The sequence below is a fragment of the Massilia antarctica genome (assembly GCF_015689335.1).
Lineage (GTDB): Bacteria > Pseudomonadota > Gammaproteobacteria > Burkholderiales > Burkholderiaceae_D > Telluria_A > Telluria_A antarctica.
In genome coordinates, this window is sequence record NZ_CP065053.1 from 7,182,157 (window position 1) to 7,205,310 (window position 23,154).

Here is a 23,154-nt window from a genome sequence, read left to right on the forward strand (position 1 = left end):
AAAGAAGAGCATCATACCGAAATGCCGCCCGCTTGGGGGCGGGCAACACCAGCGCGACCGGCTAGAAACCGAGGTCCATCAAGTCGCCACGGTAACCTTCCATCATCTGGCGCATCAGTTCCACATTGGCGCGGTTGAGCAGCACCGTCAGCTTGGCCGTGCGGTCCAGTTCCATCGTCATGCGGATCGCATCGTCGAACTGCTTGCACTGCACGCTCAGCACGCGCGGGTTGACCACGTCGTCCCAGTCTTCGGGCAGCACGTGCGGCAGGTTGGGCGGCGGCAGCAATTCCGGGTCCTGGTTCACCGGCAAGTGGGCCAGCAGCCAGAACACGACAGAAGCGGGAAGGAACACGCATGCATCCTTGCCGCCCTCGAAAGCGAACTTGGCCAGCAAGAGGTTACCGATGGGATCGCATGACAGGTACATGCTCTTGACTTGGCGGATGACTGCTTGTTTCACGACGGGATCCCTCTGGGTTGTTAAATTGGCGCAACAATTCTACCCCATCCCACGGGCTGCCTGTACGAATCGTCCGACATAAAATGGGGAGCCGCCGCCCCCCGCCATGGTCCGGCTCAGCGTGGCTTGTCGCTGCCTGCCTTGCTGCCACCGCCCGCGCTCTGCTTGTTGCCGCTGTCAGCCTTGTCGGTCCCGGCGCGGGTGCCGCCCTGGTCCGACTGTCGATTGCCGTGGCTCATGCTGCCGGCCCGGCGCGCTTCCTCGGACGTGAATTCGTGCGCCGTGCCCTTCTGGTGGGCGGCCTTGCCGCCTTCGCTGGCGATTTCGCGCTGGCGCTCGGGATCCATCGATGCAAACCCACGGTTGCTGGTGCCCTTGCCGCCCGGACTGCCGCTTTGCTTGTTGCCTTGGTTGTTTGTAGCCATGGTCATCTCCTTTAGCTAGTGCCTCTGTCTGACCCCACCAGCTGCGCGCCGATGAGCGATCAAGCCAATCCATCTTAGCAGCGCGCATCGCTGCGGCTATAGGACTGGATGCATGCGCTTTGTAGGACAACAGGCGACGTCCTCTTGGTACTGGACGCCCCGAAACTACTGGTTGGCTTCACTGGGGATTTGTCCTACACAGTTTCGGTCAGTGTTCCGATACAGCACCCCGGAAGGGACGCGCATGATTCCAATCCTGGCAACGCCGCCTACGGACTGGACCTTAACCCGGTCCCTGCGCAAGCGGCGGGTGCCACCCTATGTTTGTCTCTACTCGGAAAGGAATTAATGATGAACTCGAATCAACGTAGCGAGGGGAACAACCAATCGAGCAACGGCGGCAACGAGAAATCGGCATCATCGTCGCGTGGCGGCACAGTCGAGAAAGACAATCTGAATCAATCGAACCAATCGGGTACCTTGGGCGGATCTCAGCAGTCGGGCAACTTGGGCGACTCGCAGCAATCGGGCAGCCTGGGAGGATCGAAACAGCAGCAAGGCGGATCGCAGCAAGGTTCCCAGATCGGCCAGCAAAGCACGGAACGTTCCGGCTCGCAAACCGGTAACCAGCAGCAAGGCATCCCGGGACAGCATCAGTCGAACGATGTTGCCGGTGGCATGCCGAAGAGCCCGGGCGGCAAACGCCTGTCGGCCGATCAGGACATGGACGACGACACCGGCCTGTCCAACCAGCAGAACCGCCAGTCGGCCGATCTGGACCAGGGCAGCCGCCAGTCGCAGCAGAGCAACGTGGGGCGCCGCAGCGACGGCACACCCGATTAAGTCGTCTGCTGTTTAACTAGCCTGCTGTTCCGGTGATGCGGGGTGGGCACGGGCAACCGTGTCCACCCCTTGCGTTTGGGGCAGCGCCAGGGTGGCGGCGCTGGCCGGGAACACCGGCTGGCGCAAGCCCGGCGCCTCCCACCCGTACAAAAATCCGCAGGCCGCGCCGCACACCCGGCCCTGGCACGGCCCCATGCCCGCACGCGTTTGCAGCTTAGCGCTGCGCCAGCCCGTATGCGGCTCCAGATCGGCCGCCACCACATCTTCGCAGCGGCACACGATGGTCGCCCCGCTGCACATCGTGCGCAGCGATGGCAACGGTGCAAACGCTTGCGCCAGCAGCGCGCCGAACGCATGCGCCGTGGCGCGCGCGCCCAGGTCGCGGGGATCGGGCGCGGCGCCGGCTGCGTCGAGGCCCGCGATGCGGCCTTCGGCCAGCGCCTTGTCCACGCCGCCGATGCCGGTCGACTCGCCCGCCGCCCACACGCCCTGCACACTGCTGCGCTGCGCGCCGTCGACCGCGACCCTGCCCTGCCCGACCGCGCAGCCGAACAAGGCGGCCAGTTCCAGCGATGGGGTCAGGCCGAAGCCGCACGCCAGAAAGTCGCAGTCGATTGCCTTGTCGCGCCCTTGGTGACGCAGCAGCACACGTTCCACGCGCCCGCTACCTTCGGCGGCCAGCAGACCCGCGCCGCGCAGATAAGGCACGCCGCGCAAACGCGCCGCCAGTTGCAGCGATTGCAGCAGCTTGCCCCGGTGCGACAGCGCCAGCCGCGCCGCGAAGCGCGCCAGATCGCCGCTGGCGCGATGTTCGAGCAGCGCCACGACCTCGCCACCGTATTCCCGCACCGTCGCCGCCACGGCCAGCAGCAGCGGTCCGGTGCCGGCCACCACCACCCGCTTGCCCGCCACCGGCATGCCGCCTTTGATCAGCGCCTGCAGTCCGCCGGCCCCGGTCACGCCGGGCAGGGTCCAGCCGGGGAAAGGCAGCAGCAGTTCGCGCGCGCCGCTGCACACGATGACCTTTTCCCACGGCTGGGTGAGCGCGCCGTCCACCGTTTCCAGCAGCAGCGCGCGCGGGCCGGCCGGCGCCACCACGCGCGCCCCGGCCAGCAAGGTGACGTGCGGGCGAGAGCGCAGCGCATCCCACAGACGGCCGGCGCGCTCGTCGCGCCAGCGCTGCGGGCCGCCGCGCCAGATCTGGCCACCCGGCGCGCTGTTTTCATCGATCAGCAGCACCGGCTGGCCCGAGGCCGACGCCACCTCCGCCGCGGCCAGGCCGGCCGGACCGGCACCGAGCACGATCAGCGGCGCGCTCATGCTTGGCTCCCGGCGCCGGTGGCAATCACCATGCCGGCGCGGCATGCCGTCTGGCAGGCCAGCCGGTGCGGCCGGCCATCGATGCTGACCCGGCACTCCTGGCAATAGCCCATGCCGCAGAACGCAAAGCGCGCCTCGCCGCCGACCGAGCGGCGCGTGCACAGCGAATCGGCCAGCACCAGCGCCGCGATCACGCTCGCGCCCTGCGCCACCGCCACCGGCCGCCCGTCCACCTGCACAAAAATGTCGTCAGTCGCCATTATTCATCTCCGCCAATGCCGCGAAACGCGCCGGCGCGTACGGCGCCGCATCGATCTGGCTGGCGCGCCCGATAATCTGATCGGTCAGCAGGCGCGCGGTGGCGAACGCGGTGGTTGCACCCAGCCCTTCATGGCCGCAGGCCAGCCAGGTGCCGGGCCGCCCGGGATGCGCGCCGATCAGGGGACGGCCATCGGGCGACGCCGGCCGCATGCCGGTCCAGGCGCGCACGATGTTCATGTCGGCCAGGCAGGGCAGCAAACCGATCGCGCTGCGCAGCACGGCGGCCAGCACCGCCGGCTCGATGGCGCTGTCGGTGCGCCCATCCTGGCGGCACGAGCCCACCAGCCACTGCCCCGTGGGACGCGGCTGTACATTGGCAGCGACCGCCAGCGCATCGTCGCCGGCGGCGCTCTGTCCATAATTCATGCTCACGATCTGGTGCGCCAGGCGGCCGGGATAACGGTCGGTGATCGCCAGGTGGCCCTTGCGCGCGAAGATCGGCAGCTCGGGCATCAGGCGCGCGCACTGCACGCCGGCTGCCACCACCACCGCCTGCGCATTCAGGAGCGTGCCATCGTCGAGGGTCAGGCTGCCCGTGGCGGCCTTGCCCACGCGCCGGCCAAGATGCAGCTCGCCGCCGGCGCGCGCAAACTGCTCGCTGAGGAACTGCGCCACCGCCGGGGGATACACCACGCTGTCGCCGCGCACCCGCACGCCGCCGCACAAGCCCTGGCGCAATGCCGGTTCCAGCCGCGCGAGCGCGTCGCCATTGAGCGCTTCGGCGTGCCAACCCTGCGCCGACAGGCGCGCGGCGCGCGTGTGCGCCTCGGCCAGCTGGTGCTCGTCCTCGGCCACCCACAAGGTGCCGCAGCGCGAGGGCTCGCCCACGCCGGGATGGTCCTGCATGAAGGCGTCCCACAGGCGCAGCGACATCAGGCACAGCGCCAGTTCGTCGCTGCTCTCGTCGAGCGCCACCAGATGGCCCATGCCGGCCGCCGTCACGCCGGACCCCGGCGTGGCGGCGTCGACCAGCGCCACCGTCATGCCCTGTTCGCGCAGCGCCAGCGCGCAGGACGTGCCGACAATGCCGGCGCCGACCACGATCGCATCGTACCCCCGCGCCACTGTATCAGCCGAAGCGCGGCAGTTGCGGACGCGTTTCCATCGCCGCGCGGATGATGCGCTCGGCCCGCGCGCGCTGTTCGCCCACCAAAGGCAGGCGCGGTGCGCGTACGCGCTCGGTCGAGCCGATCGCCATCGCTTCGGCCAGTTTGATGTTCTGCACCAGGTAAGTCGACACGTCCAGGTCCAGCAATGGCCGGAACCAGCGGTAGATCGACAGCGCCTCGGCCTGGCGGCCTTCCTTCATCAGATGGAAAATGGCCACGGTCTCCTTCGGGAAGGCCAGCCCTAGCCCCGCCACCCAGCCGATCGCGCCCACTGCCAGCGCCTCGAACGCCAGGTTGTCGACACCGGTGAACAGGTCGTAGCGCTGGCCCAGGCGGTTGATGATTTCCGTGCTGCGGCGGATGTCGTCTGACGACTCCTTGACCGCCACGAAGCGCGCATCGTCGGCCAGTTCTTCCAGCATGTCGGTGGTCACGTCGACCCGGTAAGCCAGGCGGTTCGAGTAAATCATGATCGGCAAATCACCCGCCGCGGCGATGGCGCGCAGGGTGGCGATGGTCTCGGCGTGGTTGCTGTGATAGATCGTGCTGGGCACCACCATCAGGCCATCGGCACCGGCCTTGGCCGCCTTTTCGGCCAGCGCGCAGGCTTCGCGGGTGCCCGCTTCGGCTACCGTCAGGATGGCCGGCTTGCTGCCGCTGACCTGCTTGGCCAGGCGCAGCACAGCGATGCGTTCGTCCTGCGTGAGCATCGGGCCTTCGCCCAGCGAGCCGCAGGCGATCAGGCCATCGCAGCCGGCCTCCATCTGCAAGCCGAAGCAGCGCTCCATTTCGCCCATGTCGAGCGAACCGTCTTCATTGAATTTGGTCGATACAGCGGGAATCACACCTTGCCACATGAGGGTACCTTGCTTTCTCCGGCGCGCCGGTCGGTTTAGAAGCGTTCAGATTAGCCCTGTCAAGGGCTGCGGTCTTGATCGATGGTCGGGCGTGAAAAGGCTCAAATCGGCACAATTATTTTCCTCGCGCCGACTTATACTACCGCATTGCGACCGAACTGGAGAGACCCCCATGGACATGAGTACGCTGTTTAGCGAGGCCCCGGCCATTCGCGCGGTGCAGCTGGCCTCACTGGAAGCCCTGTTCGACGCGCTCAACGACGTGGCCTTTTTTATCAAGGACCGCGAGGGCCGCTACGTGAGCGTGAACACCACCCTGGTGCGGCGCTGCGGCCTGCGCAGCAAGGACCAGTTGATCGGGCGCACCGCGCTCGAAGTCCATCCGCGCCTTTTGGCACAGACTTACGAGGCGCAGGACCGCCACGTGATCGACAGCGGCACGGCGCTCAAGAAGCACCTGGAACTGCACCTGTACCCGAGCCGCGCGCGCGGCTGGTGCCTGACCCACAAGACGCCCCTGCGCGACGAGAATGGCGCCATCGTCGGCCTGGCCGGCACCTCGCAAGACCTGGGCCTGGCCGACGAACTGCATCCCGTGTACCGCAAGATCGCCGACATCGCCGCCCACATCCGCGCAAATTATCATGCCAATGTCAGCATGGAAGAACTGGCCAGCAATGCCGGCCTGTCGCTCTCGCGCGTGGAGCGGCTGTTCCAGCGCGTATTTCACTACTCGCCGCGCCAGTTGCTGCTGCAATCGCGCCTGGGCGCGGCCATGGCGCTGATCGAATCGGGCAGCAAGAACAGCATCGCCCAGATTGCGTACGCCTGCGGCTATACCGACCACAGCGCGTTCAGCCGCCAGTTCAAGTCGCACACGGGCATGAGTCCGGTCCAGTACCGGGCTCATTGCCGAGGGGATTGAGCGTCGGATTTAGGCGAGCTCAACAGTACGCGGCGGATGTGTAGCCGTCGATATAATTGGCCGACGCCACCCCATTTGAGTTAATCATGAAGAAACTGCACGCCGCCCTGCTCGGCGCAATATTGCTGGGCGGCGTGGCCGCCTGCTCGCCACTGCCCACCCTGAACGCGCTGTCGCCGGGCAAGAGCCTGCGCAGCGGCAGCGCCCTGGCCTATGGCGAGAACACCCGCCACAAGCTCGATGTGTATTCGCCCGAAGACAATAGCGTGGCGGCGCCGGTCGTCGTGTTTTTCCTGGGTGGCAACTGGACCAAGGGCGAGCGCGACGATTACGCCTTCGTCGGGCGGGCGCTGGCCGCGCGCGGCATCGTGGCCGTCATTCCCGATGTCCGGCTGTATCCGGAAGTGCGCTATCCCGACTTCCTCGACGACTCGGCGCGCGCCCTCGCCTGGACCGTGCGCGAAATCGCCCGCTACGGCGGCGACCCGGCGCGTTTGTTCGTGATGGGCCACAGTTCCGGCGCCTACAACGCGGCCATGATGGCGCTCGATCCGCAATGGCTGGCGAAACAGGGCATGCAGCCGGCCGCGCTGCGTGGCTGGATCGGGCTGGCCGGGCCCTACGATTTCCTGCCGATCGAAAACAAGACCACGCAACCAGTTTTCCACTTCCCCGACACGCCGCCGGAATCGCAGCCGATCAACCATGCCAGGGCGGGCACGCCGCCGGCCTTGCTGATTGCCGCCAACAACGACCAACTGGTCGACCCGCTGCGCAACACGGGCGCCATGGCGGCCAGGCTGCGCGGCAAAGGCGTGGCGGTGCAGGAGCTGCATTTCGACAAGGTCAGCCATACTACCCTGGTGGCCTCGCTGGCCGCGCCGCTGCGCTTCCTGGCACCGACCTTGAACACCGTGGAGCAGTTCGTCAAGAGCGATGCCGGACGGCTGGCACCTGGCATCAAACCCGACTGAACCCTTCCTGATCCGCTGGTGCCCGGCCTCGGCCGCGGCATCAACAGCCGTCCACCCCCCTCCCCGTCACGCGCGCACTTGATGCAGATTCAAACCGCGCGATACAGCAGGAACTCGTCCGCCTGTCCGCGAATCGAACCATTCTCATCGTTCACCGCTCGCAGGGAGGCATCATGATCTCGACAATACCCGCTGCGCACGTCCGCGTGCATGCGAGGCCGCCATGCGCCGCCTGAAAGTGCTGACCTGGCAGACCCACGGCAGCTATCTGTACTACCTCACCCAGGCGCCGCACGAATTCTATGTGCTGTCCAGGCCGGGCCGCCCGCCCGGCTATGGCGGGCGCAGCAACAACATGCCGTGGGGCGACAATGTGCACGACATGCCGGTGTCGGAAGCCCGCCACCACCAGTTCGACTGCATCCTCTTCCAGGACGACGAGCAGTACGAGAAAGACCAGTACGAGTTCCTCAGCGCCGCCCAGCGCGCGCTGCCGCGCATCTATATAGAACACGACCCGCCGCGCGGGCATCCCACCGACACGCGCCACCTGATCGACACGCCCGAAGTGCTGCTGGTTCACGTCACCCCTTTCAACGCGCTGATGTGGGACAGCGGCACCACCCCGGCCTGCGTGATCGAGCACGGCGTCAAGGTCCCCGAGGGCGTCCACTACCGCGGCCAGCAAGACAGCGGCCTGGTCATCATCAACCACCTGGCGCGGCGCGGCCGGCGGCTCGGCGCCGACATCTTCGAGGCGGCCCGGGCCGAAGTGCCCCTGGAACTGGTCGGCATGGGGGCGCAGGAACTCGGCGGCCTGGGCGAGATCGACCATGCGCGGTTGCCCGCCTTCGCCGCCAACTACCGCTACCTGTTCAACCCGATCCGCTACACCAGCCTGGGCCTGGCGGTCATCGAAGCGATGATGATCGGCATGCCCGTGGTGGCCTTGGCCACCACCGAAATGGCAACCGTCATCGCCGACGGCGAGAACGGCTTCATCGATACGCGCCTGGCCACCCTGCTCGGCCACATGCGCGAACTGGGGCGCAATCCCGCCCTGGCGCGCGCGCTCGGGGCGCAGGCGCGGCGGCGCGCGTGCGAACGCTTTGCCATCGGCCGCTTCCGCGACGACTGGGACCGCGCGCTGTGCCACGTGACCGATCTGGCGCGCGCGCCCTTCCACGGGCAGCCGTACTGAGCAATTTCCACGACAAAATCAATAAAGGAGCTGGCATGTTACTTGGTGACTTACATCCGGAGCCGCGCGCCGGCGGTGCCGTCAGGCGCATCGCCATCGTCAGCGAGCACGCTTCGCCGCTGGCCGCGCCCGGCAGCGTCGACAGCGGCGGCCAGAACGTCTACGTGGCCCACCTCGCGCGCGAGCTGGCGCTGGCCGGCTACCTGGTCGACATCTTCACCCGGCGCGATGCCGTCGGCCAGAAGCAGCTGGTGCACTGGCGCCGCAACATCCGCGTGGTGCACGTGCCGGCCGGACCGGCCCACTACATTCCCAAGGAACGCATGCTGCCCTACATCGACACTTTCGCGCGCTTCGTGGCCCGCTTCGCGCGCCGCCAGGAAGCGCTCTACGATGTCACGCATGCCAATTTCTTCATGTCGGGCATGGTCGCCCACCATCTCAAGCAAGTGCTCGGCATTCCCTTCGTCATCACCTTCCATGCGCTGGGGCAGGTGAGGCTGCGCGCGCAGGGGGCGGCCGACGCCTTTCCGCCGTCGCGCCTGCAGATCGAAAACACCCTGATGCGCCACGCCGACCGCATCATCGCCGAATGCCCGCAAGACCGGCAAGACATGGAGCAGCTCTACGACGCACCCGGCAAGCGCATCGACATCGCCCCCTGCGGCTTCGATCCGCGCGAACTGTGGCCGGTGCCGATGCGCCTGGCGCGCCAAAAGCTGGGCCTGACCCAAGGCAAATTCCTGGTCTTGCAGCTCGGGCGCATCGTGCCGCGCAAGGGCATCGATACCGTGATCCACGCCCTGGCCTTGCTGCGCCGCCAGCATGGCATCGACGCCGAACTGCTGGTGGTGGGCGGCGAGGCCGCCGCCAGCCCCTACCACGACACGCCGGAGCTGGCGCGCCTGCGCGCCCTGGCGGCGCAGCTGGGCATGACGCAGCACGTTCGTTTCACCGGCCGCAAGGAACGGACCGAACTGCGCTACTGGTACAGCGCCGCCAACGTCTTCGTCACCACGCCCTGGTACGAACCGTTCGGCATCACGCCGGTGGAAGCGATGGCGTGCGCGCGCCCGGTCATCGGCGCGGCCGTGGGCGGCATCAAGCACACGGTGAGGGATGCCGCGAGCGGCTTCCTGGTGCCGCCGCGCGACGCCCAGGCCGTGGCCGACAGGCTGGCCCTGCTGCAACGCGACCCCGGCCTGGCCTCCGCCATGGGCGACGAAGGCATGCGCCGCGCCTTCCTGCATTACACCTGGCGCCACGTGGCGCGCAAGGCCGCTGCCATCTACGCCGACGTGGTCGGCAAGCAGGTGCCCGCCGCCAGCGCCGCTTGCGCCGTTTCCCGTTTGTCCACCCGATAGGAGGATGCCTCATGTCCGACCAACACCTTGATCCCGAACCGCCCAGCCTGCGCGGCAAAGCCGTGTTCGTCACCGGCGGCGCCAGCGGTCTCGGCGCGGCGCTGTGCCAGCTGCTGGCGCGCTCCGGCGCCGACCTGATCGTCGCCGACATCAACCGCGACATGGCCACCGTCAGCGCCAACATCCTGCGCGAACACGGGGTGCGCGTCCATGCGCTCGGCTTCGACGTGGGCGACCCGGCCAGCGCCGAGCAAGCCATCAACACGGCGCTGGAGCGCTTCGGCCGCCTGGATGTGCTGATCAACAATGCCGGCACCGATGTCACCCTGCCGATGGCCGAGATGACGCCGCAGCAATGGATGCGGGTCATCAATACCAACCTGAACGGGCCGTTCTTGCTGGCGAAATATGCCTCGCAGCACATGCGCGCAGCCGGGGGCGGCCACATCGTCAACGTTGCGTCCACGGCCGCCAAGCGCGCCTGGCCCAACGCCAGCGCCTACCATGCCAGCAAGTGGGGATTGCTGGGCCTGTCGCATGCCATGCATGCCGAACTGCGGCCGCACAACATCAAGGTCACGGCCGTGATCGCGGGCGGCATGCGCACGCCCTTCCTGCTCGACCGCTTCCCCGACCTCGACCAGGCGACCCTGCAGGATCCGATGAACGTGGCCCAGGCCATCCGCTCGGTGCTGCTGCTGCCGCGCGAGAGCGTGGTGGCCGAGATCACCGTGCTGCCCATGCAAGAATCTTCCTGGCCCTGAGCCATGAAAGCGATTTTCCTGGACAAGGACGGCACCCTGGTCGACGACCTGCCCTACAACGCCGAGCCGCGCCGCATCACCCTGTGCAGCGGGGCCGGCGCCGCCCTGCGCCTGCTGGCGCGCTGCGATTACCGCTTGTTCATCGTCAGCAACCAGGATGGCATCGCGCACGGCTACTTCGACGAAGCGGCCATGGAGTGTATCGAACGGCGCCTGGCCGACCTGCTGTTCCGCGAACAGCTGAGCCTGGACGGCTTTTACTATTGCCCCCACCATCCGGACGGCAAGGTGCAGGCCTACGCGCTGCCCTGCACCTGCCGCAAGCCCATGCCCGGCATGCTGCTGCGCGCCGCAAGCGAGCACGGCATCGACCTGCGGGCGTCGTGGATGGTGGGCGACATCCTGAACGATGTGGAGGCCGGGAACCGCGCCGGCTGCCGCACCCTGCTGATCGACAAGGGCAACGAAACCGAGTGGCAACTCGGTCCGCATCGTGTACCCACCCGCATCGCCACCGACCTGTACGGGGCCGCCGTGATGATCGTCAAGGATGACGAGGCCCGCAGATGAGCACGCCGGACTGGGCCAATGCGCGCAACGTTCTGTGCGTGCGCCTCGACGCGATGGGCGACGTGCTCATGTGCACGCCGGCGATCCACGCCGTCAAGCAGGCGCGGCCGAATAGAGTGCTCACCTTGCTCAGTTCGGCGAGCGGCGTGGCCCTGGCGCCCTACCTCGACGATGTGGACGCCGTGATCGGCTACGCGGCACCATGGATCAAGGCGGGCGGCGGTCATCCGCCGTCCAGCGACAGCGCCTTCATCGCGCGCCTGGCCGAGCGCCGCTTCGACGCGGCCGTCATTTTCACCTCCTACAGCCAGAGCGCCCTGCCCGCCGCCCTGATGTGCTACATGGCGGGCATTCCCCTGCGCCTGGGGCATTGCCGCGAAAATCCCTACCGCATGCTGTCGCACTGGGTGCGGGAAAGCGAGCCCGAGTCGGTGATCCGGCACGAAGTGCGGCGCCAGCTCGACCTGGTCGGCAAGGTCGGTTGCCGCGTCGGCTACCGCGCCGACGACGCGCGCATGCAGTTTGCCGTGCGCCCTTGTGATGTGGAGGCGGTGCGGCACATGCTGGGCGAACGCGGCATTGAACCGCGCCAGCCCTGGGTACTCATGCACCCGGGCGCCAGCGCGCCCTCGCGCCGCTATCCGCCGGGGCGCTGGGCCGAGGTCATCCGCGCACTGGCCAGGCGGACCGGCTGCCCGATCGTGCTGACCGGCGATGCGCACGAGGCGGAGTTGATCGATGGCATACGCTCCGCCTGCGGCGTGCGCACGCACTCGCTGGCCGGGCAGCTCGACGTGGGGCAGCTCGGGGCGGCGCTCCGCCTTGCCACCGTTGTGTTATCCAACAATACGGGGCCGGCGCATATTGCCGCGGCGGTCGATACGCCGCTGGCCACCTTGTACGCGTTGACCAATCCGCAGCACACGCCATGGCAAGTGGAAAGCCGGCTGCTGTTCCACGATGTGCCGTGCCGCTTCTGCTACAAGAGCGTGTGCCCGGAACTGCATCACGACTGCCTGGACAAGGTGGCCCCGCACGATGTGGTGGAGGCGGTATGCAGCCTGATGGCGGGAAAAATCCATCGGCGGGCGCAACGCCGGTGACGCGAGCTTCGGGGCAAAGGTCAACCTCAAGACCGTCGCTCGCGCCACCGGCGGCAATGACAGCGCTCAGGGTTCCTCTCTTGCGGCTTACTCGGCCGACAAGGAAAAATTCGGGTTGGAGATAATTCCTGCCGTCAGCCGGGCAGCCACCAGGCTCACTTCGCCATCCGGAATAATCCCGCGTAATCCTTCGCACAGCTGCATGTATTGGGCGATGGTGACCGCGGCGCGATGCGCGTTGAGCACGGTCGCACCGGCCGCACTGGTCATCTCGCTCAGCATGACTTTGACCTCGGAATCGCTCATGGTGTTCTCTCGGTTGGTAGGAAAACGGCGAGTATAGGCCCGCGCGCCGAATGCGTGCGTTCGCGCGCGCACAATTGCAGCGGAACGCCTCTTGCACGGCTTGAGTGTTAGCATTTGTGGCAAAAGGGAACCCACTATGCCACTTCATCCTACCATTCCTGCGGCACTGCTGGCCGCCTGCGTTCTGGCCGGCACGACAGCTTGCTCCACGCCGACGCCAGCGCCGCCCAAGCCGCCGCTGTTCGTGCGCCTCGGCGGCATGCCCGGCCTGACCGCCGTGGTCGACGATTTCGTGTCGAAGGTGTCGGTCGACCCGCGCTCGAAACGCACCTTCGAGGGCGTCAATCTGACCCGGCTCAAGGCCAGCGTGGTGTCGCATGTCTGCGCCCTTTCCGGCGGACCGTGCAAATACGAGGGCGACCCGATGGCGCTGGCGCACCAGGGCATGGCGATCAGCAAGGAAGAATTGAGCGTGATGGGGCACTACGTGGACCAGGCCTTGCGCCGCCAGGGTGTGGCGCCGGAAGACAGGGAAGAGCTGGAGAGCATGCTCGACAAGCTGGGGCCCGAGGTATTGAACAAATAGGGGGATCGAACGGGGCGCCGGGTGACGCCCCAGCCTTGCAGCATTGCATGCACTTCAGCCACAGTTTTCCACAACCACATCGCGCACCAGCCCGGCTTGATTGAGGAAAATGGTTACCCGGCCGGCCACGAAATCCTGGGTGATGAGGGCACCGAAGGGCACCACGCGGATGCGGCGGCCCGTCAGGTCGCGCAAGGTCAGCGGAAGCGAGCGTGGCAGGTCGTTCGTCAAACTCCAGGTACGGCAATTGTTGCTCTCCATCATAAACTCCTTGCATGAATGGAGGACAAGCCGCCAGGGGCAGCTTGTCCGGCGACGGCGCACCGTCTCAACCCTCGACGATCTTGGTACGGGCGGTGGCCGACTTGATCAGTTCAATCGCGGCCAGTACTTTCGCGCGCGAGCTGTAGCTCTCGCCACTGGCGATGATTTCGTGATTCTTAGCCCTCAAACGCCAGCGCCACTCCTTGCGGACTTTTTCCGAAGCTTGTTGGTAGATTTCGAAATACATGATGAACCTCCCATGACGTGAGATGTCAGTGTTACAGAGCGGTTTACCCGTGGTTCTGATTGGTTCAATAAATGCGTAGACCGATATCAAACCAAAGCTCAATTTCCCCATATAAATTTTGCGCTTGAACATGGAAACTGTCGGGGAAGTTGGTGACGCAAGGCATGTGCGACAGACACCGTAGAATGAGGGCACTCCCTTTTTTAAAGAATGTCCGTATGACGAACACCTCTCTCGACCAAGCCTGCGCCGACGCAGCCGCCCTCATCGCCCAGGCCGATGGGCTGGTGATCACGGCCGGCGCGGGCATGGGCATCGATTCCGGCCTGCCCGATTTCCGCGGCGACCAGGGTTTCTGGCGCGCTTACCCGGCCTTGGGCAAGCACGGCTTGCGGTTCAGCGAGATCGCCAATCCCCGGGCTTTTCGCGAGCGTCCCGAGCTGGCGTGGGGATTTTACGGACACCGCCTGCAGCTGTACCGGCGCACGGTGCCGCATGCGGGGTTCGGCCTGTTGAACCAGATCGCCGCGCGCCTTCCGGGCGGGGCCTTTGTTTTCACCAGCAATGTGGATGGGCAATTCCAGCGCAGTGGCATGGCGGAAGAACGGATCGTCGAATGTCACGGCAGCATCGAGAAACTGCAATGCTTGGGCGACTGCGGCCAGCTGACCTGGTCCGCGCAAGAATTCGTGCCGGTGGTCGATGAAGAACAATGCCTGCTGACCTGTGCGCTGCCACGCTGCCCTCACTGCGGCGACATCGCAAGGCCGAACATCCTGATGTTCGGCGACCGGCTGTGGGATTCGGTATATGCCGACAAGCAGGAGCACCGCCTGGACACCTGGCTGGCGCGCCAGAGCCGGGCGGTGATCATCGAAATTGGGGCCGGTACCTGGATTCCGTCGGTGCGCGTGTTCGGCGAAAGCCAGCAGCGGCCGCTGATCCGGGTCAATCCGGGGGAACCGGACGTTGGTTCGCAGCGAGATATCGGCATTGCGCTTGGCGCGCTGGACGGGATTTCACGTATCGCCGCCGCGCTCGACGCGCTCTGAGATCTGCGGCAGGGGCCGCCAAACCTTGCCGTGGGGCGCTAAGCGCGCTGGAGGCGGCGGATAGCGCCATCAAGTTGTTCCATGGTGGCCCTGACCCGCTCGTCAAGGAAGGGGGCAATGGCATCCACCCGCGCTTGCGGCACGCCCCAGAGCGCCTCACCGAGCACGCAGGCGGTCGCGGCAATGGTGTCGCTGTCGCCGCCGTGATACAGGCAGGCGGACAGCAAGGAATCGAAGTCGTCGCTTTCCGCCAGGCAGCTCATCACATCCACCAAAGTATCGTCGGCGCGTACACGCATCGGGGAACCAGCTTGGTGATGCATGTCGACCGCGTGCAGGCTGCCGCCGCCGGCTTTCCACGACGTCAGCAGATCCTGCTTGCTGGCGCCGTGCAGGGCAGCCCGATGTAATTGCACATAGGTATCCGCTGCCTGCATCGCACTCGGATGGCCGTGCGTGGAGCGGGTGATGTCGGCGGCTACGCGGCGTGCCTCGTCCAGGCCAGGGGCGAGCGCGGCGACCGGGCCGAGGCGCATCAGCGCGCCGTTACCCCAACTCACCAGCTCGTCCGAGGACGAACCCAGCGCCCAGGCGGCGAACAACTTGCCGTAGCCTGCATCCGGATAGTAGGCAACCCAGGTACGAAAGGCTTCCTTGAGCGGCGTTCCCGCCAGCAGGTATTGCGCCACCGCCAAGGTAATGATGGTGTCGTCCGTGAACGAGTGCGCCGCCGTCAGTTCGGGAAGCGTGCGCGACAGTGTTCGCGATTTTTCGTAATGGGAACCGTAGATGTCCCCGACAAGTGTTCCCAACATGGTGTTCTCCTATTGCAAAGAAATGGTACGCCAAGCGGACATGTTTTAATGCGCTTGCGGGCACCGGGATGGCCGACTGTCGCACAGGATACGAGGAGCGACGCCGATGATGCTGGCAATGCTGTTGATGGCTGCGGGACCCGCCATGGTCGTCGTTCGCGAAGACGTCGTCAAGCACGACGAAGCGCCGCCGCACGGTGCGATCGGGATGTCCACGGTTTACCGCATCAGCGATGCCGCGCCCGCGCCGCGCTCGATGGAGTTTCGCAAACGGGTGCTGCATCCGAGCGCGGCCATCGGCGTGCACCGGATCGCGCATGACGAGGTGTACTACGTTCTCGCCGGACAGGGCGAGGTCAGCTCCGATGGCGTCACCGAGCGACTGGCGCCGGGCATGGCCGCCTATCTTTACAAGGGGGCGCAGGTCGGCATCAGGCAGGTTGGCGCGCAAGCGCTGTCGATGATCGTCAGCTATCCGAATGCGCCCAGATAGGTGCGGATAGCCGATGCGGGGCGAATCAAACCGGCCCGTCAACACGGTTATCGATATCCTGCTGTGCAGTTGACATGCCACAGATGACGCGTTACGATCATTCGATGAACACATTCCTCAAGCAATCCGCTCACCATCACGCTTCGCATCCGCGGCTGGGAGAGCTATTGCTTGGTGATTGATAAGCCCTATCACTGAGAAAGCCCTCCCAGCGACGCTGCGAGGGCTTTTTTGTTTTACAGCGGTGGATTGCGACGACGCAGTGCGCCGCTGACGGTATAGGGATCGTCATGGAATTGAAAATTGAAGCGCAAGCCAGGGGCGTGCGCATTATCGCGGGCGAGGAAGCAAAGAACCGCCGCGTATTACTGAATCAACTGATCGCCATCGCCGAAGCGGCAGGATTTGAAGAAATCGTACTGCCATCGATTGAACCATCGGGCGTGTACGTGGACAAAGCGGGGCCGGAAATCCTGTCGCAGATGTACGTTTTTCCGGACAAGAAAAACCGCTCGCTATGCCTGCGTCCGGAGGCGACAGCGACCGTCCAGCTGATCGCCGACAAACACTTCGCGCGCCAGAAAAATGTGAAGCTCTGGTATTTCGAACGCTGCTGGCGCTATGAACGGCCGCAAGAAGGACGCTACCGCGAGTTCTTTCAATTCGGCCTGGAAGTGCTCAATCCCGATTCGGACACCATCTGCGACGAGCTGATTGCCCTTGCGGAGGAGATGGTCGGACTCAAGACCAGCGGCTACGTGCTTGCGCGGGCGGTGAAACGCGGACTGGATTACTACACGACCGACGGATTCGAAATCGCCGTGCCGGCGCTGGGTGCCCAGAAACAGGTGGTCGGTGGCGGCACGTATCGTCAGGGAACCGGCTTCGCAATCGGCTTCGATCGCTTAATGCTGTGCAATCCTGTGACGTGATGCCGACGTGATCCTCATCCGAAAATGAAGATGAGCCGCCTGCCACGACAGCAATGTCGTGGCAGGCGAAATGGTCCGCTTCACCATGAGGAAAGTCAAACCGACGCTAAGTCCGGGGTTGACTCGCCCCTGCCCCGGCCAAATGATAGCCCTATGACAGTTGTTACCCGCCAAGAAATGGATGCCAAGTTCGCCGCCACCGAGTCAAAGGTAGACGCGCTTGGCGAATTTCGATACCAGCGTGAAGACTGGCTTTGCAGAACTACGTACCAGCTTCGCCGAACTACGTACAGAAATGGCCACGCAGAATGGGCAAATTCAGACGCAGATGGCAGAGATGCGCGCCGAGATGCACAAGGGGACGGTCGACATTATCAAATGGGTCATCGGTGTGGGCCTGGCCAGTATCGGCGCAATGTTGACCGTCTCGAAAATGACGGAGAAGCCGCCGGTCCAAGCGGCGGTACAGCCGGCCCCGATCATCATCACCGTGCCCCAGGCCGCCCCGCCGCCGGTCGCGCCGGCCCTGGCGCCCACCCAGCCGACGAAGTAGCCCGTATTAGAAAACAAAAAGCCGGCATGTGCCGGCTTCCGCTAAGTCTTTGATTCTATTGGTCGGGACGGAGTGATTCGAACACTCGACCCCTTGCACCCCATGCAAGTACGCTACCAGGCTGCGCTACGCCCCGACGAGCTGCGAATTATATCAGAGCATCTTACGTTTTTGGCACACAAAATCGCATCCGTCGCGCGCCCCCAGCCACCACTTTGCGCTGCCTCAAACTTCCCTTCAAAACATCCTTACCGCTACGCAACTCAGCTAGCGCTTTGCTTCCGTACAGAACTACCACCCGGATCGCATTCATGTACTATTTATCATACTGTGTTGCAATTAACTAAATTTACGATGAGAAAAACGGAGAATCCCTCCATGGAAAACCAGAACAGCGACACCAGCCGCTTTCTTTCAACGGGCGTCCCGGGACTGGACACCATCCTCGGCGGCGGCCTCACCAGTGACCGCCTGTTCCTGATCGAAGGCGAGCCCGGCACCGGCAAGACCACGCTCGCCCTCCAGTTCCTGTACGAAGGCGTGCGCCGCGGCGAATCGGTCATCTACATCACCCTGGCCGAAACCCGCGTCGAACTCAAGGCGGTGGCGCAGTCGCACGGCTGGTCGATGGACGGCATCCACGTCGAGGACATCATCCCCAACGAGAACATCCTCCACCCCGACCACCAATTCACCATTTTCCACCCGTCCGAAATCGAGATGGGCATGACCACCCAGCGCATTCTCGACGCGATCGAAAAATACAAGCCCACCCGCGTGGTGCTCGATTCGCTGTCCGAGCTGCAGCTGCTGGCCGAAAGCCCGCTGCGCTACCGCCGCCAGGTGCTCGCGCTCAAGCAGTACCTGTCCGGCAAAGGCTGCACCACCCTCTTCCTCGACGACCGCACCGCCCTCTCGGGCGACCTGCAGGTGCGCAGCGTGGCCCACGGCGTCATCACGCTCGAACTGATCAACCAGGACTACGGCTCCGAACGGCGCCGCGTGCGCATCGTCAAATACCGCGGCATCGCCTTTCGCGGCGGCTCGCACGACTACAAGATCGTCACCGGCGGCCTGGTCGTGTTCCCGCGCCTTATCGCCGCCCACACGCGCGTGCACACCGAGCGCAAACAACTCTCGAGCGGCATTGCGCAACTCGACGCGCTGACCGGCGGCGGCCTCGATGAAGGCACCAGCACCCTGCTCTCCGGCCCACCGGGCACCGGCAAATCCTCGCTGTGCGCGCAGTACGTGTACGCCGCCACCCAGCGCGGCCAGAAGGCGGCCATGTTCCTGTTCGAGGAAGCGGCCAACAACCTGCTGCTGCGCTCCACCGGCCTCGGGCTCGACCTCCAGGGAGCGGTCGACAATGGCCTGCTCCTCATCAAGCAGATCGACCCGGCCGAAATGGCCCCCGGTGAATTCATGCAGTGCGTGACCGACGCCGAAGCCGGTGGCGCGCGCGTCATCGTCATCGACAGCCTCAATGGCTACCTCAATGCCATGCCCGACGAGCGCTTCCTGGCCACCCACATGCACGAACTGCTTACCTACCTGGGCCAGCGCGGCGTGGTCACCATCCTGGTCGGCGTGCAGCCCGGCGTCATCGGCAGCAACATGACCACCACGGTCGACGCCAGCTACATCGCCGACAGCGTCATCATGCTGCGCTACTTCGAGGCGCGCGGCAAGGTGCGCCAGGCCATCTCCGTCTTCAAGAAGCGCGTCGGCCTGCACGAGCGCACCATCCGCCTGTTCTCGATGAGCAGCAAGGGCATTCGGGTAGGCGACGTGCTGGCCGACTTCCACGGCATCCTGACCGGGATTCCCACCTTCGACGACAGCCAGGCCCACGCGCTGTTCGACGATGAAAACGGATAAGCGATAGCAGCCTATGGAAAAGCGAGTCCTGATCTACGCCCCGACCGGCCAAGACGCGGTGCTGGCATCGAAGATGCTCACCCTGGCGCAGGTCGATAACCTGATCACCGAAACCGTGCAAAGGCTCTCCGAGGAGCTGCTCATCGGCGTCGGCGCCGTGCTCACGGTCGAAGAAGCGCTCTCGAACGGCGGCCTGAAAGCGCTCGGCGAATTCGTCCAGCGCCAGCCCAACTGGTCGGACCTGCCGATCGTGCTGCTGACGCACCGCGGCCCCGACTCGCTCAGCGTGCGCCAGGCCATCAACACCCTCGGCAACGTCACCTTGCTTGAACGCCCGGTGCGCACGCTGACCCTCATCACTTCCCTGCAGTCGGTCCTGCGCGCCCGCGAAAAGCAATACCAGGTACGCGAAACCGACCGCCGCAAGGACGAATTCCTGGCCAGCCTCGGTCACGAACTGCGCAACCCGCTCGCGCCCATCCGCACCTCGATGAGTGTATTGAACCACCTGTATCCCGACCAGGCGCACGTAAAAAAAGTCAGCGACGTGATCGAGCGCCAGGTCACCCACCTGACCCGCCTGGTCGACGACCTGCTCGACGTTGCCCGCATCAACAGCGGCAAGATCGAACTGCAGCGCGACTACACCACCTTCGCCCAAGTCATGGAGCACGTCACCGAACTGTGTTCGGCGGCGGCGAAGGCCAAACATATCAGGATCGATGTCGCCATCCCGCCCGATCCGGTGGTGCTGTACGCCGACTACGCACGCGTGGTGCAGATCGTCGCCAACGTCGTCTCGAACGCGGTCAAGTTCACGCCAGCCGAAGGCTACATCAGCGTGCGCGCGCTGGTCGAATTCGGCGCCCTGAAAATCTGCATCAAGGACACCGGCATCGGCCTCGAACCGGCGGCCATCGGCCGGATTTTCGCGATGTTCGAGCAAAGCCGCCCGCCGTCCGGCCAGATCGCCAGCGGCCTCGGGATCGGCTTGAGCCTGTCGCGCCAGTTCGCCGAAATGCATGGCGGTAGCGTGCACGCGGCCAGCGAAGGCCTCGGCAAGGGCAGCGAATTCGTGGTCACCTTGCCGGTCGTGACCGAGGCGCGTCCAGTGTCGGCGGTCCCCATGAACGACATCATCGGCTCGATCGACCGGCGCCCCAAGGTGCTGGTGGTGGACGATAACCGCGATGCCGCCGATTCGCTGCAGGCGCTGTTTGAAATGGAAAACTGTAACGTCGCCACCGCCTACGATGGCTACGAAGCGGTGCAGGCGGTGGAACAGGGCATGCCCGACATGATCGTGATGGACCTCGGTATGCCGAGCATGGACGGCTACGAGGCGGCGCGCCGCATCCGCCTCAAGCCCGGCTCGCAGTCGGTGCTGATGATCGCCCTGACCGGCTGGGGCCAGAGCGACGCGCGCCAGCGCACCCTCGACGCCGGCTTCGACCACCACCTGATCAAACCCGTCAACTTCGACGACATCAAGCGCCTCGCCGACGGCCGCCTGGCCAAGTCACAGGGCTTGCGCCTGATCCGTTAGCCGGCCGTTCCCGCCAGGCGCGGGAGCGCCGCCTGTTTATTCTCCAGCGCCGCTACCAGGCGCGCCATGTCCACCGGCTTGACCAGATGCGCGTCGAAGCCCGCGTCGAGCGCGCGTGCGCGGTCGCTGTCCTGGCCATACCCGGTCAGCGCGATCAGGCGCACCGTGCTCGTTGCCGGATCGGCGCGCATGCGGCGCGCGACTTCATAACCGTCGATGCCCGGCAGGCCGATATCGACCAGGGCGATGTCCGGGCGCGCCGCCCCCGCCTGGCGCAGGCCGTCGAAGCCATCGACGGCCGTGTCGACCCGGTACTGCTGCGCTTCGAGCATCATGGCCATCATGTCGCGCCCGTCTTCGTTATCTTCGATCAGCAGCACGCGCTGGCGCGATGACGGCGCCGGCGCCGGCACGCTCACCTCCGACTGGGGCGGCTGAACGCGCGGCAGGTGCAGCTCGAAACTGCTGCCCAGCCCCGCGCCCGCGCTGCGCACGTCCACCCGGCCCCCGTGCATCAACGCCAGCTGGCGTACCAGCGCCAGTCCCACTCCCAGGCCGCCCTGGGCGCGGTCGAGCGGGCGCGCGCCCTGCACGAACAGGTCGAACACGTATGGCATCAGTTCCGGCGCGATCCCGATGCCCGAATCGGACACGCACAGCACCGCATCCGCGCCTTCGTCTTTCACACTCACCGAAATCGTGCCCCCGGCCGGCGTGTATTTCAGCGCGTTGTCGAGCAGGTTCGAAACAATCTGCTCAAGCCGGGTCGGGTCGCCGTCGACCCAGACCGGCGCCACATCGACGCGCAACTCATGGCGCGCCGCGCGCTGCGACGCCCGCAGGGTAGCCATGTAATTGTCGATCACCTGGTCGAGCCGCAGCGCGCGCCGCTCCAGCAAAATCTTCCCGGAATGAACCCGCCCCATGTCGAGCAGGTCGTCCACGATGCGCGTCAGGTGCCCGCTCTGGCGCGTGATGATCTCGCGCGCGCGCTCGCTGGCCGCCACCGGCATGCCCGGATGGGCCAGCACGCTGGTCGCGTTCACGATCGCCGCCAGCGGGTTGCGCAGCTCGTGCCCGAGCATCGCCAGAAATTCATCCTTGGCCCGGTTCTGCTGTTCGGCCGTGGTGCGCGCCTCGTGCTCGCGCTCGAACAGGATCTCGCGCTCGGTCTCGGCCGCGTGGCGCGACTGCTTTTCCTGGTTCACCACCGCCGCCGCGGCGGCGATCGCGGCCAGCACCTCGTCCACTTCCGCCACGCCCGACACGTCGGCACGGGCAAGGTCTCCGTTGCCCCCCAGCGCATGCGCCGAACGCGCCACCTGGCCGATGGAGCGCGACAGCCGGCGCGCAAAGAACACCGCCGCCAGCGCGGCGCAGCACACCGCCGCCGCCAGCCCGGCAATGGAGACCATCAGCGCGCGCCGCGCCGCCGATTCGATTTCGGCTTCCGGCACGCCCACGGCCACCGTCCATCCGGACAGCGCCGAGCGTTCCAGCACCGTGTACAGCTTCATGTTGTCGTCGCTGGCGTTGCGGATCACGCCGGTGGTCTTGTTGCGGATCGCTTCGCGCAGGTCGGGACGGGTGTCGCCTCGCCCGCTGGCCGCGCCGCCATGGGTCTGGGCAATCGTCATGCCGTTGCGGTCGTACACGCCGGCCAGCCAGGATGGCGGCGCGTTCACCTGGGTCAGCACGCCGTTGAAGTGGTCGATCTTGAAGCCCTGCGCGATCACATAGCGCATGCCCTCGGGCGTGGTCACCGGCACGTCCACCACCACCAGCAAGGCTTGCGTGACGACGCCGCGAATCAGGTTGGAGATTTGCGGGGTGCCGGCTTCGAGCACCTGGGCCACCCTCTGGGCCGCGTCCGGGCCGGGCAAGGCCGCGCCGAACGGCACCGCGGTATTAATCAGCTGCTGCCCGCGCTCGTCGAGCAGCGCGGTCCAGGTGGCGCCCACCTTGTCGGCAAAGCGCGCCTGCTCGTAGAAGCCGGCCAGGTCGCCGCGCGCCAGGTGCGGCGAGATGGCCAGCATGCGCACCGCGCTCTGCGTGTTGGTCAGTTCGCGGTCGATGCTCACCAGCGAGATGCGCGCCGTTTCGCGCACCCCCTTGAGCGCCGCTTCGCGCTCGGACTTGAGCAGCATGTTCAGCGAAATCGTCGAGAACAGAATGACCGGAATCAGGATCGCCGCGACCATCAGCGCGAGATAGGCGCGGATTTTCATGGCACCGGCGGC

26 protein-coding genes and 1 tRNA gene are annotated in these 23,154 nt (G+C 65.7%); 15 read left to right on the forward strand and 12 right to left on the reverse strand.

The window, feature by feature from the left end:
• Positions 1-61: 61 nt before the first annotated feature.
• Together IV454_RS31595 and IV454_RS31600 are read right to left on the reverse strand one after the other, a co-directional pair.
• Positions 62-463 (reverse strand): hypothetical protein, encoded by a 402-nt coding sequence (locus IV454_RS31595; RefSeq protein ID WP_229521963.1) that lies wholly within the window; start codon positions 461-463, stop codon positions 62-64.
• A gap of 116 nt (positions 464-579) precedes the next feature.
• Entirely contained in the window at positions 580-888 is a 309-nt protein-coding gene (locus IV454_RS31600) for a KGG domain-containing protein (protein ID WP_206089509.1), read from the reverse strand.
• Positions 889-1,239: 351 nt separating this feature from the next.
• Between IV454_RS31600 and IV454_RS31605 the strand changes: the two genes are divergently transcribed.
• Positions 1,240-1,731: a hypothetical protein gene (locus tag IV454_RS31605; RefSeq protein ID WP_206089510.1), complete on the forward strand. Its 492-nt coding sequence runs from the start codon at positions 1,240-1,242 to the stop codon at positions 1,729-1,731.
• A gap of 12 nt (positions 1,732-1,743) precedes the next feature.
• Here IV454_RS31605 and IV454_RS31610 read toward each other — a convergent pair whose 3' ends face one another.
• Genes IV454_RS31610 through IV454_RS31625 form a run of 4 tightly spaced genes read right to left on the reverse strand, consistent with a single transcriptional unit; the run spans position 1,744 to position 5,338 of the window.
• On the reverse strand, positions 1,744-3,051 hold the full coding sequence (locus IV454_RS31610) for an NAD(P)/FAD-dependent oxidoreductase (RefSeq protein ID WP_206089511.1): 1,308 nt from the start codon (positions 3,049-3,051) through the stop codon (positions 1,744-1,746).
• Positions 3,048-3,311: a 2Fe-2S iron-sulfur cluster-binding protein gene (locus tag IV454_RS31615; protein WP_206089512.1), complete on the reverse strand. Its 264-nt coding sequence runs from the start codon at positions 3,309-3,311 to the stop codon at positions 3,048-3,050. Before IV454_RS31615 ends, IV454_RS31610 begins: the two co-directional genes overlap by 4 nt.
• Entirely contained in the window at positions 3,301-4,437 is a 1,137-nt protein-coding gene (locus IV454_RS31620) for an NAD(P)/FAD-dependent oxidoreductase (RefSeq protein ID WP_206089513.1), read from the reverse strand. Before IV454_RS31620 ends, IV454_RS31615 begins: the two co-directional genes overlap by 11 nt.
• A 4-nt stretch (positions 4,438-4,441) precedes the next feature.
• The gene (locus IV454_RS31625) at positions 4,442-5,338 is read right to left on the reverse strand and encodes a dihydrodipicolinate synthase family protein (protein ID WP_206089514.1); all 897 of its coding nucleotides are present in this window, start codon (positions 5,336-5,338) and stop codon (positions 4,442-4,444) included.
• 172 nt (positions 5,339-5,510) lie between these two features.
• On the opposite strand from IV454_RS31625, the gene IV454_RS31630 reads away from it, so the two are divergent.
• The 7 genes from IV454_RS31630 to IV454_RS31660 all read left to right on the forward strand — a co-directional run bounded on the left by IV454_RS31630 (position 5,511) and on the right by IV454_RS31660 (position 12,239).
• The gene (locus IV454_RS31630; protein WP_229521964.1) at positions 5,511-6,263 is read left to right on the forward strand and encodes an AraC family transcriptional regulator; all 753 of its coding nucleotides are present in this window, start codon (positions 5,511-5,513) and stop codon (positions 6,261-6,263) included.
• Positions 6,264-6,349: 86 nt separating this feature from the next.
• The gene (locus tag IV454_RS31635; RefSeq protein ID WP_206089515.1) at positions 6,350-7,237 is read left to right on the forward strand and encodes an alpha/beta hydrolase; all 888 of its coding nucleotides are present in this window, start codon (positions 6,350-6,352) and stop codon (positions 7,235-7,237) included.
• Positions 7,238-7,460: 223 nt separating this feature from the next.
• Entirely contained in the window at positions 7,461-8,438 is a 978-nt protein-coding gene (locus IV454_RS31640) for a glycosyltransferase (protein WP_206089516.1), read from the forward strand.
• Between the two features lie 35 nt (positions 8,439-8,473).
• Complete coding sequence (locus tag IV454_RS31645; protein WP_206089517.1) at positions 8,474-9,802, forward strand: glycosyltransferase; 1,329 nt, start codon at positions 8,474-8,476, stop codon at positions 9,800-9,802.
• Between the two features lie 11 nt (positions 9,803-9,813).
• Complete coding sequence (locus IV454_RS31650) at positions 9,814-10,566, forward strand: SDR family oxidoreductase (RefSeq protein WP_206089518.1); 753 nt, start codon at positions 9,814-9,816, stop codon at positions 10,564-10,566.
• Positions 10,567-10,569: 3 nt separating this feature from the next.
• Positions 10,570-11,136: a D-glycero-alpha-D-manno-heptose-1,7-bisphosphate 7-phosphatase gene (locus tag IV454_RS31655; protein WP_206089519.1), complete on the forward strand. Its 567-nt coding sequence runs from the start codon at positions 10,570-10,572 to the stop codon at positions 11,134-11,136.
• The gene (locus tag IV454_RS31660) at positions 11,133-12,239 is read left to right on the forward strand and encodes a glycosyltransferase family 9 protein (protein WP_206089520.1); all 1,107 of its coding nucleotides are present in this window, start codon (positions 11,133-11,135) and stop codon (positions 12,237-12,239) included. The genes IV454_RS31655 and IV454_RS31660 overlap by 4 nt, the downstream gene beginning before the upstream one ends.
• An 87-nt stretch (positions 12,240-12,326) precedes the next feature.
• Here IV454_RS31660 and IV454_RS31665 read toward each other — a convergent pair whose 3' ends face one another.
• A complete protein-coding gene (locus IV454_RS31665; protein ID WP_206089521.1) occupies positions 12,327-12,545 on the reverse strand; it encodes a hypothetical protein in 219 nt (72 codons plus the stop codon).
• Between the two features lie 136 nt (positions 12,546-12,681).
• Between IV454_RS31665 and IV454_RS31670 the strand changes: the two genes are divergently transcribed.
• Positions 12,682-13,131, forward strand: a complete 450-nt coding sequence (locus IV454_RS31670) for a group I truncated hemoglobin (RefSeq protein ID WP_206089522.1) — start codon at positions 12,682-12,684, stop codon at positions 13,129-13,131.
• A 54-nt stretch (positions 13,132-13,185) separates the two neighbouring features.
• On the opposite strand, the gene IV454_RS31675 is transcribed toward IV454_RS31670, so the two are convergent.
• Both IV454_RS31675 and IV454_RS33230 read right to left on the reverse strand, forming a co-directional pair.
• Positions 13,186-13,395, reverse strand: a complete 210-nt coding sequence (locus tag IV454_RS31675; RefSeq protein ID WP_206089523.1) for a hypothetical protein — start codon at positions 13,393-13,395, stop codon at positions 13,186-13,188.
• A 64-nt stretch (positions 13,396-13,459) separates the two neighbouring features.
• Entirely contained in the window at positions 13,460-13,774 is a 315-nt protein-coding gene (locus IV454_RS33230; protein ID WP_229521965.1) for a YegP family protein, read from the reverse strand.
• An 86-nt stretch (positions 13,775-13,860) separates the two neighbouring features.
• On the opposite strand from IV454_RS33230, the gene IV454_RS31685 reads away from it, so the two are divergent.
• Positions 13,861-14,694, forward strand: coding sequence for an SIR2 family NAD-dependent protein deacylase (locus IV454_RS31685; protein WP_206089524.1), 834 nt, complete (start codon positions 13,861-13,863; stop codon positions 14,692-14,694).
• A 38-nt stretch (positions 14,695-14,732) separates the two neighbouring features.
• Here the strand turns inward: IV454_RS31685 and IV454_RS31690 are convergent, their stop codons facing one another.
• Positions 14,733-15,509, reverse strand: a complete 777-nt coding sequence (locus IV454_RS31690; RefSeq protein WP_206089525.1) for an ADP-ribosylglycohydrolase family protein — start codon at positions 15,507-15,509, stop codon at positions 14,733-14,735.
• A 106-nt stretch (positions 15,510-15,615) separates the two neighbouring features.
• Here IV454_RS31690 and IV454_RS31695 point away from each other — a divergent pair, with 106 nt between their 5' ends.
• From IV454_RS31695 to IV454_RS31705, 3 genes are all read left to right on the forward strand, one after another.
• The gene (locus IV454_RS31695; protein WP_206089526.1) at positions 15,616-16,002 is read left to right on the forward strand and encodes a cupin domain-containing protein; all 387 of its coding nucleotides are present in this window, start codon (positions 15,616-15,618) and stop codon (positions 16,000-16,002) included.
• A 290-nt stretch (positions 16,003-16,292) separates the two neighbouring features.
• Positions 16,293-16,934 carry an ATP phosphoribosyltransferase regulatory subunit gene (locus IV454_RS31700; RefSeq protein ID WP_206089527.1) on the forward strand — a complete coding sequence of 214 codons (642 nt, stop codon included), beginning with the start codon at positions 16,293-16,295 and terminating at the stop codon, positions 16,932-16,934.
• A 220-nt stretch (positions 16,935-17,154) separates the two neighbouring features.
• Complete coding sequence (locus IV454_RS31705; RefSeq protein ID WP_206089528.1) at positions 17,155-17,487, forward strand: hypothetical protein; 333 nt, start codon at positions 17,155-17,157, stop codon at positions 17,485-17,487.
• Positions 17,488-17,546: 59 nt separating this feature from the next.
• Here IV454_RS31705 and IV454_RS31710 read toward each other — a convergent pair.
• A tRNA-Pro gene (locus IV454_RS31710) sits at positions 17,547-17,623 on the reverse strand.
• 242 nt (positions 17,624-17,865) lie between these two features.
• Between IV454_RS31710 and IV454_RS31715 the strand changes: the two genes are divergently transcribed.
• Positions 17,866-19,368: an ATPase domain-containing protein gene (locus IV454_RS31715; RefSeq protein ID WP_206089529.1), complete on the forward strand. Its 1,503-nt coding sequence runs from the start codon at positions 17,866-17,868 to the stop codon at positions 19,366-19,368.
• A 13-nt stretch (positions 19,369-19,381) separates the two neighbouring features.
• Positions 19,382-20,914, forward strand: a complete 1,533-nt coding sequence (locus IV454_RS31720) for a hybrid sensor histidine kinase/response regulator (protein ID WP_206089530.1) — start codon at positions 19,382-19,384, stop codon at positions 20,912-20,914.
• On the opposite strand, the gene IV454_RS31725 is transcribed toward IV454_RS31720, so the two are convergent.
• Positions 20,911-23,142: an ATP-binding protein gene (locus IV454_RS31725; RefSeq protein WP_206089531.1), complete on the reverse strand. Its 2,232-nt coding sequence runs from the start codon at positions 23,140-23,142 to the stop codon at positions 20,911-20,913. The genes IV454_RS31720 and IV454_RS31725 overlap by 4 nt on opposite strands.
• Between the last annotated feature and the right edge of the window lie 12 nt (positions 23,143-23,154).